Source organism: Flavobacterium anhuiense (genome assembly GCF_050990855.1).
Lineage (GTDB): Bacteria > Bacteroidota > Bacteroidia > Flavobacteriales > Flavobacteriaceae > Flavobacterium > Flavobacterium anhuiense_C.
The window spans coordinates 1,701,326-1,713,729 of the sequence record NZ_CP158861.1 but is presented as its reverse complement, the minus strand read 5'-3'; the positions used below and the strand labels follow the sequence as shown (position 1 = coordinate 1,713,729).

The 12,404-nt window shown below is 34.9% G+C and carries 8 protein-coding genes; 1 reads left to right on the top strand and 7 read right to left on the bottom strand.

Annotated features, from left to right (window positions below):
- Positions 1-71 precede the first annotated feature (71 nt).
- Positions 72-2,093 carry a hypothetical protein gene (locus ABTV69_RS07640; RefSeq protein ID WP_433835085.1) on the top strand — a complete coding sequence of 674 codons (2,022 nt, stop codon included), beginning with the start codon at positions 72-74 and terminating at the stop codon, positions 2,091-2,093.
- A gap of 49 nt (positions 2,094-2,142) precedes the next feature.
- Here ABTV69_RS07640 and ABTV69_RS07635 read toward each other — a convergent pair whose 3' ends face one another.
- The 7 genes from ABTV69_RS07635 to ABTV69_RS07605 form a co-directional block, all read right to left on the bottom strand.
- Positions 2,143-4,371: a glycoside hydrolase family 3 N-terminal domain-containing protein gene (locus tag ABTV69_RS07635; RefSeq protein WP_433835083.1), complete on the bottom strand. Its 2,229-nt coding sequence runs from the start codon at positions 4,369-4,371 to the stop codon at positions 2,143-2,145.
- A gap of 11 nt (positions 4,372-4,382) precedes the next feature.
- Positions 4,383-5,807, bottom strand: coding sequence for a glycoside hydrolase family 30 protein (locus ABTV69_RS07630; protein ID WP_433835081.1), 1,425 nt, complete (start codon positions 5,805-5,807; stop codon positions 4,383-4,385).
- Position 5,808: 1 nt separating this feature from the next.
- Positions 5,809-6,648, bottom strand: coding sequence for an endonuclease/exonuclease/phosphatase family protein (locus tag ABTV69_RS07625; RefSeq protein ID WP_433835079.1), 840 nt, complete (start codon positions 6,646-6,648; stop codon positions 5,809-5,811).
- Positions 6,649-6,720: 72 nt separating this feature from the next.
- Positions 6,721-7,794, bottom strand: coding sequence for a glycoside hydrolase family 16 protein (locus tag ABTV69_RS07620; RefSeq protein WP_433835077.1), 1,074 nt, complete (start codon positions 7,792-7,794; stop codon positions 6,721-6,723).
- A gap of 124 nt (positions 7,795-7,918) precedes the next feature.
- A complete protein-coding gene (locus ABTV69_RS07615; RefSeq protein ID WP_433835075.1) occupies positions 7,919-9,388 on the bottom strand; it encodes a glycoside hydrolase family 30 protein in 1,470 nt (489 codons plus the stop codon).
- Between the two features lie 28 nt (positions 9,389-9,416).
- A complete protein-coding gene (locus ABTV69_RS07610) occupies positions 9,417-10,859 on the bottom strand; it encodes a glycoside hydrolase family 30 protein (protein WP_433835073.1) in 1,443 nt (480 codons plus the stop codon).
- Between the two features lie 86 nt (positions 10,860-10,945).
- On the bottom strand, positions 10,946-12,400 hold the full coding sequence (locus tag ABTV69_RS07605) for a glycoside hydrolase family 30 protein (protein ID WP_433835070.1): 1,455 nt from the start codon (positions 12,398-12,400) through the stop codon (positions 10,946-10,948).
- Between the last annotated feature and the right edge of the window lie 4 nt (positions 12,401-12,404).

The following is a 12,404-nucleotide window of genomic DNA, read 5'->3' as shown; positions in this document are numbered from 1 at the left end:
AAAGAAAATGGTTATTTATTACTTATTTTAGCTGTTTTGAACGTAAGAATATACACCTATAGAAAAAGTACATGGAAAATATCATTGACTCAGAAAGTTACAAAATTCAAAAACCAGAAAATTGGGCTCCAATAATTAATGACGATCAGCTTATCGAATATATCAAAGAATCCGATTTCTCTAACAAGCAAGTTGAAGAAGGCCGCGATTTCTGCTACTTCTTAGATAAAATTTACTACACAAGCGATACTGAAAACAGTGAATATGCTTGCGTTGCTTATACACTTAACGAACCTTCAAATCTTGAAAGTGCTTCGGTACGTGATGTTGTTGTAGAAGAAAATGAAACTTACGTAATACACAGAATTAGTGTTTTAAGAGATGGTGTTTTGATTGACAAAATTCAAGATACTAAAATTAAAGTTCTAGACAGTGAAAACCAGAGTGAAGGCGGTATACTAAGCAGCAACAAGAAAGTAAATATTACTATTAAAGATTTGCGTCTTTATGATGTTTTAATTACAGAAGATTCTCGTACAAAGGTTTTTACAGATCGTGATTTTATGCGAAAAGAGTTTCTTAAATATGTATATGTAACGCCAAGTACATATTGGGCTTACGGCAAGTACAAATTTTCTTTTATTAATGACAGGAAAGAACCAATCGCATACAAAAAGACATTTTACAGAGATGAAGAAGGAAATGTTTTGGAACCAGAAATCAATCACTTAAAAAAAGGAGAAAGACTTGTAATTGAACAAGAAAACTACATTAACTCTTTTGATTCTAACCGAGAAATCGCTCCATTTATTGATTTTGCTACAGATCGCAATTGGATTGATTTATCAAATTATATTTCTCCTCTTTACGAAGAAATCTACAGCAAAGCTTCTTTGACCGAATTTGCTCCAAAACTGGTAGAGAAACTGGATGCAATTGCCGATCAAGACGAAAAATTACAGTTTGCAATTGATTATGTACAGAATCATGTTTATTATATTTTTAATGCTGATGAAATGAACGGCCACAAACCGCAAGAACCATCGGTAACTTATGAAAACAAACAAGGAGATTGCAAAGCAAAATCGGTTTTATTGAAAGTGGTTTTAGATTATATCAATATTGATTCTTCTGTAGTTTTGGTTAATTTCAATTCTGATCATTACATTAAATATTACCTTCCGTCTTTATTGACTTTTAATCACGTAATTGTAAAAATCAATTATAAAGGCGAAACCTATTTTGTTGATGCTACTTCGAGAGATGAATTTGGATTAATTGAAAATCGCGGTTACATCTATTTTATGCATTATCTGGAAGTGAAACCAAATCTGGAATTACAAATTAAAGAGCCTTACAAATTTCCTTATTATGGTATAAATGAGAAAGCTGATTTAACTGCTCAAAACAATACTGGAACATTAAAATTGGTTACGACTTACAAAGGAAATCGTGCCAATTATATGCGCAAATATTTCAAAAATACAAACAAAAGAGAAATCATAGACAGCTGGAATAATTTCTTGTTTTATACTTTAAATTATTCTAATGATAGAAACGGAACTGATATCAGAACCATTTTTAAAGAGGCATCAATTGAAATTGTAAGCGATGACAAAAAACTGAACGAGTTTACCATTCAGTACAATGCCACAATCGAGAACCCATACTTTACAGATGCTGAAAAAAATCGTTTTTTAATGTATTTTGATCGCAATGTAGTTAAAAATAATGCTCGCGATTTTATGCACACCGATCTTTCGTTCTGGCATAATTTTGATAACGAGAAATACGAAATCAACTTAACGACAGATCAAAAAATAGATACACAGGAGAAATATACAATTCAAGAAAGTACAATTACAAATCCTTATTTTGATTTTACAAGTCGCAAAAAAGTAACTAAAAATGGTGCTTCTACAAGTATTGATTTTAAACCATTGATCAATTTAGAAATTCCAAGTGAAGATTTTGAAGATTTTAGAAATGCGCATCATGAAGTTGCGGATAGTAATTTCGGAATCGGAATTGATATTATCGAAGAAGGTTTATTGAATATGCTGAAATACAGTTTCAAGAAACGTCTAAAATAAAATTTGACATAAAAAAACGGGGCCTTTTAAGACCCCGTTTTTTTTAAACTTAATTTACTAATTCAAAATCAGATTTTAATTTGATATCTGCTGATGAAGTTCCGATCATTACTTCGAAATCTCCTGGTTCAGTTCCCCATTCTAATTTATTATTGTAGAAAGAAAGCTTCTCTTTGTCAATTGTGAATTCTATTGTTTTAGATTCACCTGCATTTAATTTTACTTTTTGGAAATCTCTTAATTCTAAAACTGGTCGTACAACAGATCCGAACTTATCTTTTAAATACAACTGAGCTACTTCTTCTCCAGCTACTTTTCCAGTATTTTTCAGTTGGAAAGAAACTTTAATTGTTTCATTGCTTTTTATTTTAGTCGAAGATAATTTCAAACCAGAATAATCAAATGTTGTATAACTTAAACCATATCCAAAAGGAAATTTTGGAGAGTTTTTCAAGTCGATATAAGCCGAAACATAGTTTGTTGAATTTTCATCTTTAGCTGGTCTTCCTGTGCTAAAGTGGTTGTAATAAATTGGCACTTGCCCTACTTCTCTTGGGAAAGTCATAGGTAATTTTCCAGACGGATTGTAATCTCCAAACAATACATTTGCAATTGCATTTCCGGCTTCTGTTCCTAACCACCAAGTGTATAGAATTGCTGGAACATTATCTGCTGTATAATTAAAAACTAAAGGTCTTCCAGCATTTATTAAAACGACAACAGGCTTTCCTGTTGCCATAACTGCTTTTACTAACTCTTCTTGAACACCTGGCAAATGAATATCGCTTCGGCTTTTTGCCTCACCACTCATATCATGTCTTTCACCAATACTCAAAATGACAACGTCAGCTTGTTTGGCTGTTTCAACTGCCTCTGCAAAACCATCTTTATTGTCGCCAATAACATCACAACCCTTTGCATACAATAACTTCGTGTTTTTGCCTACTTTATTTTGAAGACCGTCCCATTGTGAAACTACCCATTTATTATAATTTACTTCTGGTAATTCTACAGCCCAAAATCCCATATTGGCTTTGTATTCTTTTACCATTGGTCCAATAAACGCAATTGTTTTTACGCTTTTAGAAATGGGTAAAGTCTGGTTTTCGTTCTTCAACAAAACAATACTTTTCTCTGCCATTTCGCGGGCCACTTTTCGGTGCTCTGGATTATTTAAAGCTTTTTCTTCACGTTTTTCATCAGAATATTTGTAAGGATCATCAAATAATCCCAATTCGAATTTCTTGCGAAGAATACGTCTTACCGCATCATCAACCAAATCAATAGAAACTCGTCCTTCTTTTACTAACTGAGCTAGATTATAACGGTATGCGTTACTCTCCATATCCATATCGCTACCCGCAGTAATAGCTGAGTAAGCCGCTTCTTTTAAATCTTTAGAATAACCGTGCGCTACCATTTCGCCAATTGATCCCCAATCTGAAACTACGAAACCTTGAAAGTTCCATTTTCCTTTTAAGATATCTCTTTGCAAATGTGCATTTCCAGTTGCAGGAATTCCGTTAATATCATTAAATGAATTCATAAATGTTGCAGCACCAGCATCCAAAGCAGCTTTAAACGGAGGCAAATAAGTCTCCAAAAGCATTCTTTCACTCATGTCTACTGAGTTGTAATCTCTTCCTCCAACTCCTGCTCCGTATGCCGCAAAGTGTTTTACGCAAGCCATAACAGAGTTTAATTCACCAAATTTATTTCCTTGAAAACCTTTTACACGTGCATAAGCAATTTTAGAACCTAAATAAGTATCTTCTCCCGCACCTTCCATTACACGTCCCCAACGAGGATCGCGACCAATATCAACCATCGGAGCAAATGTCCAATGAATTCCACTCGCCGCTGCTTCTGTAGCTGCAACTCTTGCGCCTAATTCGATTGCTGCTAAATCCCAACTTGCCGCTTCTGCTAAAGGAAGAGGGAAAGTCGTTTTGTAACCATGAATAACATCTTGTCCAAACAACAACGGAATTTTAAGTCTTGACTGCATCGCCAATTCCTGATATTGTCTGGTATATTTGGTTCCGATAACATTTAACATCGAACCAATTAAACCTTGTTTGATTTCGGATTGTTTGTTCGGATTAATAGTAATTGGTCCAGTTGCCTGATTGTCTCCAGTATACTGATTCAGCTGGCCGACTTTTTCTTCAATGGTCATTTTCTTCAACAGATCATTGACTTTCTGATCTATTGACTGCTGCTGAGCCGACGCCATAAGGGACAGCATAAACAGCGTAATTGTGGTTACTTTTTTCATAGTTTAAGTTTTTACCAAACGTAAGTAGCGACTGCTCCAGCGTTTAGTGTGGTTGTGGTTTGTTGTTGGTTGTATTTAATATTGAATGTTTCTGCCGAAGCTCCATCGTTTTCTACAATTAAAACAGTTTGTCCTGATGGAGTTTTGAAAGCCACATTGTATAAGTTTCCTGCAATATTACTTCCAATTCTTACCGAACCTTCTGGAACAAATTTAGAAGCATGCCCGATAATATAATATCCTACTTCTCTTTTGATGTTTTGATTTTGATCAATCATCAAAGCGCCTTTACAAGTGGAACATCCTCCAGGTGTAAAAGGTTTGTAGAATTCATCATTTGCTAAACCCCATGAAAGTGCATTTTTACTCCAGTTCCTCATAGACCCGATTACCACATTTTTCACGCTCCATTTTAAATCTGTTTCAAAGTTGGTTCCTGTTCCTGTGTATTGCTCGGTAAAATACAAATCTTTATTTGGAAATTCGTTATGAACCGTACTCAAGGCACTGATATCTCCTTCGTACAAGTGAAAAGCTGATCCTGCTACAAACGGATTTGCTTTTGGATCTCTTAAAATTGTCAACGGATATTCTGGTTTGTTGCAGTTGTGATCGTAAACAATGATTTTGGTTTTGATTCCTGCTTTCGCGAAAGCGGGACCTAAATTATTTCCAATAAAATCGGCTTGCTGTTCTGCCAACATCAATAAACTTGGGTTGTTTCCAGGGTGTAATGGTTCGTTTTGAGGTGTAATGGCATCAATAACAATTCCGTGAGATTTCATTGCTTGAATGTACTTCACAAAATATTCTGCATAAACTTGGTAATATTTTGGCTGTAAGCTTCCGCCTTTTGAGCTTCCGTTGTCTTTCATCCAAACTGGCGGAGACCACGGAGAACCCATAATTTTAATTTTAGGATTTATAGCTAAAATCTCTTTTAAAACCGGAATTACATCGTCTAAATCTGGTCCAAGATTAAAGTGTTCCAGTTTCAAATCGATTTGTCCCTCTGGCATATCATCATACGAAAAAACTTTTTCATTCAAATCTGATGCTCCAATACTAATTCTTAAATAACTTAAACCAATTGCGTTGTCTTTTCTTGAGAACAATTCTTGAAGTAGCGCTTCTCTTTTTGACTTATCCAATTTTTTAATGGCTTGAGCACTTCCTCCTGTTAACGAAAAACCAAAACCTTCTACAGTTTGAAATTTCTCCACTGGATTTACTTCAATAGTTTGATTTGAATTTGTTTCTGATGCAAAAGCCAAATCGGTTTGTTTTTTAAGTTTTGAAGTTTCGTCTGTAGTGGTCATCCAAGAAGAAACTTTTCCAGTATTTTTTATAGCATTTGTTGAAGATCCACAGTTGAACTGCATTGCAATTAAAGGCAGTAAAACTAGGATTTGAAGTTTTTTGTTGATGTTTTTCATTTTAATCTATTTCTATTAAGACAGGCAAATGATCCGAAGGATATTTTAAATCTTTAGAATCACTTAGCACTGCGTGTTTTTGAACTTTTAGACCGCTATTTTTTGAAATAAAAATATAGTCTAATAATAATGTTACGGGTTCATTGTGCTTGAAATCGTTGAAAGTTCCTGAAGGTCCAAAAGGTTTTTCTATTGAAACGTCTTTGGTATCATCCATTACTTTTTTGATTTCGCCAATTTGTGTTGTGTTAGGTTCCGAATTGAAATCACCCATTAAAAAAGCTGGGTAATTTTTGGTGTTTAGTTCCTTCATTTTAGAAAGAGCAAGCTGTACACCTTTCACTCTTGCTTCTTCACCCATGTGATCTAAATGCAAATTGAAAACCCAAAATGTTTTTTTAGTTTTTAGATCTTTAAAAAGTCCGTATGTGCAAACTCTGTTACAAGCAGCATCCCAACCTCTTGAAACTACGTTTGGCGTTTCAGATAACCAAAAAGTATTAGACTGCTCGACTTTAAAACGGTCTTTTTTATAGTAGATCGTGCAGGCTTCTCCTAAACCACCTTCTTCTCTTCCTACTCCGAACTTGTTATAATTTGGCAAAGCCGATGCGATATCTAGCACTTGATTTGGTGTTGCTTCCTGAACTCCAAAAACATCCGGACTGTAAAAACCAATTTGAGACGTAAAATAATCTTTTCGATTTGGCCACGCATTTTCTCCATCTGAAGCAACATCCAAACGGATATTGTAAGTCATAATCTTTAAATTCTGACCATAAAATGTGTTCACGGCTAAAAGCAGCATTACTGCAAAAACAAGTTTGTTTATCTTTTTCATGTTAAAAAATTTTAATCTTGTAAAGCTAGTGTTTACGAGGCTTTAAAGAAAAAAATCTATTTAAAAGTTATGTTAATTGTATACTCTTACATAATCAATTTCATAAGTTGCTTTTTGAAAATTTGGATCTACAGTTCCTCCAAAGTTTCCTCCCATTGCAAAATTTACAATCACAAAGAATTTAGCGTTAAATGGAGTTGTACTTGAGTTTTTGTACGTGTAAAACAAATTATCGTCTACATAAAATTTAATGTTTTCGGCATCCCATTCAGCAGCATAAATATGAAACTCAGTTGTCGTATTTGAGGCTGTTGTTGTTTTGGTATCAGGCGTATTTCCTGAGCGACCAGGAGAATGCAGTGACGAATGGATAACATTTGGATTATTTCCAACCGATTCTAAAATGTCAATTTCTCCGCATAATGGCCATCCTGCTGTATCAATATTATCTCCAAGCAGCCAGAAAGCTGGCCAAGTACCACCACCAGCTGGCAATTTTGCACGAATCTCTGCTCTTCCATATTTAAAAGAAAACTTGCCTTTTGTCAGCATTCTACTTGAAGTATATTGAAATCCTTGATAGTTTTCTTTAATTGCTGTAATTTTCAAAATGCCTCCTTCGATTTTTACATTTTCAGGGCGGTTGGTGTAATATTGCAATTCATTATTTCCAAAACCGTTTCCGTTTCCTAAATCGTATCCCCATTTATCAGAATCAGGAGCTCCATCTGTATTAAACTCATCTGACCAGATTAATTTTCTTGCTACAAAAATATTTACGTTTGTAGAAGCGTACGTATATTTTACTCCATTAAAGGCAGTAACTTCAATCGCATATGTTTTGGTTCCCGGCTGCGTAAATTCATAAGTAAAATTGTTCGTTGTAAACTCTTTTGTTTCGTTGTTCACCACAATCTTATATGATTTTGCATTTGGAGCGTCAATCTTTACATTAATTTTTCCGCTTCCGTCTCCATTAGGCATTTCAGCGGTTTTACCAATTACGTCGACTTGCACAGAAATTTTATCTGGAACTTCGGTTTCAGGATTAGTAGCTGTATCGTTGTTACTGCTGCAAGACTGAAATATAAACAATAGAATCAAAGTAAATACTCCTGCTCGATTTGCGAGATTAATCATTTTCATCTTTTTACTATTTAAATGGTTTAGTTAATAAATTGAATATCAAGATAAATATTATTTCCTCTACTTTTTTGTTTTGTTAATAACAAAAAAAATCAGGTTAAAAATGAATTTTACTTTTACACGGCTATTTCCAAGTATACGTTCCAACTGATCCCGCCTCTAGCGAAGTTGTTACCCATTTTCCATTAAATTTAATATTAAAAGTTTCCGTTGCAGCACCGTCATTTTCAACAATCAATACTTTAGAACCTGTGGGCGTAATAAAAGCTACATTCTGAAGGCTTCCACCAGAATTACTTTCAATTCTAGTAGATCCCATTGGAACAAACTTTGAAGCATGTGCAATAATATAGTACGCTACATTGCGTTGAAAACTATCACCAGAAGTTATCGTAATAGCCCCTTTGCACATGGTGCAGCCACCATCGGTATTGGGACCAAAATTTTGATTGTTGGCCAAATTCCACTCAAGGGCGTTCTTACTGTAGTTTCTCATTGATCCGATAATTACATTTCGAAGATGCCATTTTAAATCGCCATCAAAACTGCCTTCTGAGGAAGTCCATTGTTCGGTAAAATAGACGTTTTTAGTGGGATAAGAATTAAAAACATTAGTTAAAGCACTAATATCTCCTGCGTACAAGTGGAAAGCCGATCCGTCAACAAACGGAAATGCATCTGCATCTGCTAAAATTGCTTTTGGATAATTTGGATTATCGCAATTGTGGTCGTAAGCAATAATCTTTACGTTTAGATTTGCAGCTTTAAAAGCAGGTCCTAAACTGTTTTTAATAAAGTTCCCTTGATCTACAGCAGACATATACATACTTGGATTATTTCCGTCATGCAAAGGTTCGTTTTGAGGAGTTACAGCGTCGATCGCAATTCCTTCTGCTTTCATTTGCTGAACGTACTTCACAAAATATTTAGCGTAGACATCAAAATATTCTACTTTCAGTTTTCCGCCTTTAAAGCTAGCATTGTCTTTCATCCAAACTGGTGCAGACCAAGGCGTTGCCAAGATTAAAATCTTCGGATTAATTGCTAAAATTTCTTTTAGCATGGCAATTAGATTTTTATCTTTTTCCAAACTGAATTTTTCCAGATTTAAATCTATTTGTCCTGCTGCAAGGTCATCATAAGTATAAGTGGTCGCACTTAAATCTGAAGCTCCAATACTGATTCTGATGTAACTTACTCCGATTGAATTTTCACCAGAACCAAATAGTTCCTCTAACAAAGCAGTCCTTTTCGTTGCGTTTAACTGATTTATAACGTCTACACTTCCTCCTGTTAGCGTATATCCAAAACCATCAATAGTCTGATATTTTTGCGCAGCGTTCACTTCAATATTTGCATAAGCATTTGCTGCTGTACCAAATCCTAATGTTCCTGATTGTTTTGCCAATAAAACACTTTGGTTTCCTTTTGTAAGCCAAAAATCAACATCGTTTGTAACCACTACTGGAGGCGTTACTGGTGGATTTACAGGCGGATTTTCTGCTGGATCGCTTGAAGAAGAGCATTTTACTTGAGCCAATACGGCAGCCATAAATAAAAATGCTTTTATGGAGTTCTTTAAATTAAATTTCATTTTTCGCGGTTATTTAGTTAGTTGACGATTAGTATACTACCGTCTGTATAGCGTGTGCCGGAATTGTAATTGTAGTTTTTTTCGTTTGATTTACTATAGAATAAACAATCTCTTTTTCAGATTGATTCATTATTATAATAATCAATTGTCCGTCAGAATTTTTAAAAGAAGTACTCAATAAAGATGTATCGCTTATGGTTTCCACCACTCTTTTTGCATTTGGTCTAATGAATTTTGAGAAATGGCCAATATAATAATACATTGGCGTGTAGATTAACTCATCTTTTATTGTATCGGCGTGAATAGGTGCAAAACAGAAATTTCCAACATGGTTAGGGCCGCCTTTTTCGTCTAAAAGAATATTCCAGTCTGTCCAACCGACAGTTCCATTATTAAAATCATGAATCATATTGATTCCGTAACGCTCTGCATTGCCCCAAAATTGATATTTAGAAGCATCAAACTTTTCGATACAGCCTTCGGTAAATAGAAGATTTTTGTTTGGAAATGCTTCATGAACTTTCGCGACAGATTCAAATTGAGGCGGACCTCCATTCCAAGTTTCATACCAATGAAATCCAATTCCCCAAGCATATCTTGAAACTTCAGGATCTGAGAAAACAAGATCAGCTCTTTTGGTTAGCATATCTCCGCGATTGTGATCCCAAATAATAACGTTTTTAGAACCTAAACCTTCTTTTTCTAAAGTTGGCCCAAGATGATTTTTAAGAAAATCGCTTTCTGCTTCTGGAGTGTAAATACAAGATTCCCACCTTTGTCTCGCCATTGGTTCGTTCTGAACGGTCAAGCCCCAAATCGGAATTCCTTCTTTTTCGTATTCTTTTATAAACTTCGTATAATACATTGCCCAAGCTGGAGCAAATTCAGGCAATAAAACGCCGCCGTGCAAAATATCATTATTGTCTTTCATAAAAGCTGGGGGACTCCATGGGCTAACAAATAAGGTTAGTTTCCCGCCGGCTGTTTCGATTGCTTTTTTAATTAAGGGAATTCTATATTTACGATCGTGGTTTATATTAAAAGTCTTCAAATCTTTGTCTCCTTCAGAAACATAAGTATAGCTATCACTGCTGAAATCGCAACTGTGAATGTTTGTTCTAGCCAAAGTATATCCAATCCCTTTGTTTTTATCGTAATAAGCAGTTACGAATTCCTGCTGTTTTTTAGGCGAAAGTTTTGCAAAAACTTCTGCACTTGCATCTGTAATTGCACCTCCAATTCCGAGGAAGGTTTGGTCTGTTTTTTTAGTATTAACAATAATAGATACTGCTGGTATTTTTGCTGTGCTGTTTGAAATCAAATCATTTGTTAATGACAATTTCCAGTTTGTGTTTTCCGCAGTAGTAAAAACCTTTATTTTATTATTTTTTTGAGCTATTATTTCTGAGTTAAAACAGCTTACTAGAATAAAGGCAAAGGTTGATAGCAATATTTGAGTTGTAACTTTCATATTTCTATAAACAGTTTTAAGGTAAAGCAAATAGAAGGCTAATAACTAATTCAAATTAGCCTTCTTCATTACTTCACTACAAAATATTAATAAACAAGTGTCTGTATAGCATGAGGCGGAATTTTTACTTCTGCCTTTTTATCACCAATAATTAAATTGTATGTAAGATCATTAGCTGATTGGTTCATGACAATGGTTGCCATTGTCCCGTCAGCATTTAAGAAAGAAGTGCTTAATAAAGTGCTTTTGCTTGCAGCTGTACTTACGCGAACAGCATTTAAGCGAATGAACTTTGAAAAGTGCCCAATGTAATAGTAAGATGGAGTGTAAATTAATTCTCCTGTTGTAGTGTCTGCATGAATTGGTGCAAAACAGAAATTTCCAACATGATTAGGCCCTCCATTTTGGTCTAAAAGGATATTCCAATCTGTCCAAGCCACTGTTCCGTTATTAAAATCATGAATCATATTGATTCCGTAACGTTCTGCATTACCCCAAAATTGATATTTTGATGCGTCAAATTTCTCGATGCAACCTTCAGTAAACATCAGTTTTTTGTCTGGATAGGCTTCATTTACTTTCCCTACATTATCAAACATCGGCGCACCGCCAGACCAAGTTTCGTACCAGTGAAATCCCATTCCCCAAACATATTTTGATGCTTCAGGATCTGAGTAAATTACGTTGGCGCGATAATTCATCAAATCACGGTTATGATCCCAAACTACGATTTTTTTATCTCCAAGGTTTTCTTTTTTCAAAGTTGGTCCAAGGTAATTTTTGATAAAATCCCTTTCGGCTTCTGCTGTATAAATACAAGATTCCCAAGTCTGCACCGCCATTGGTTCATTTTGAGTAGAAGTCCCCCAAATCGGAATGCCTTCTTTTTCGTAAGCTTTAATAAATTTCACATAAAAATTAGCCCAAGTTTGATAGTATTCAGGAAGTAAGGTCCCTCCTTTCAATACATTTTTGTTGCTTTTCATAAAAGCATTTGGCGACCAAGGCGCAACATAAGTTGTAAGCTTTCCACCTGCTTTTTGAATGGCCTGTTTAATTAAAGGAATTCTGTATTGCCTGTCGTGATCAATCGAAAAAGTCTTCAAATCTTTATCTCCTTCTTCAATGTAAGAATAGCTTCCACTGCTAAAATCAGAACTTTGAATCGTTGTTCTTAGCAAAGAATAGCCAATACCTTTTTGTTGATCGTAGTAAGCATTTAAAAATTCTGCTTGTTTTTCTTTTGAAAGTTTAGCAAATATCTCGGCGCTAGCATCTGTGATAGCTCCTCCTATTCCCATAAAAGTCTGAAACTTTTTTGATGGCTGTACAAAAATAGACGTTTCAGTTTCTAGAGGCTGCTTTGCTGCAGAAAAAGTCAAATTATCTGTAGTAGTTAATCGCAACTTAGAGTTTTCTGCTGTAGTATAAACGGTTATTTTTTTGCCGTCGGTTGTAAACTCTTTCTTTGTTTTTGGCTGTTGTGCAAAAGCTGCAGCAGAAAACAAAAGGCATATAATTTTTAGGCTATTTTTTTTCATTCGC

Coding starts and splice junctions, on each gene's coding strand:
- ABTV69_RS07640 (WP_433835085.1), top strand. CDS start 72: ATGGAAAATATCATTGACTCAGAAAGTTACAAAATTCAAAAACCAGAA.
- ABTV69_RS07635 (WP_433835083.1), bottom strand. CDS start 4,371: ATGAAAAAAGTAACCACAATTACGCTGTTTATGCTGTCCCTTATGGCG.
- ABTV69_RS07630 (WP_433835081.1), bottom strand. CDS start 5,807: ATGAAAAACATCAACAAAAAACTTCAAATCCTAGTTTTACTGCCTTTA.
- ABTV69_RS07625 (WP_433835079.1), bottom strand. CDS start 6,648: ATGAAAAAGATAAACAAACTTGTTTTTGCAGTAATGCTGCTTTTAGCC.
- ABTV69_RS07620 (WP_433835077.1), bottom strand. CDS start 7,794: ATGAAAATGATTAATCTCGCAAATCGAGCAGGAGTATTTACTTTGATT.
- ABTV69_RS07615 (WP_433835075.1), bottom strand. CDS start 9,388: ATGAAATTTAATTTAAAGAACTCCATAAAAGCATTTTTATTTATGGCT.
- ABTV69_RS07610 (WP_433835073.1), bottom strand. CDS start 10,859: ATGAAAGTTACAACTCAAATATTGCTATCAACCTTTGCCTTTATTCTA.
- ABTV69_RS07605 (WP_433835070.1), bottom strand. CDS start 12,400: ATGAAAAAAAATAGCCTAAAAATTATATGCCTTTTGTTTTCTGCTGCA.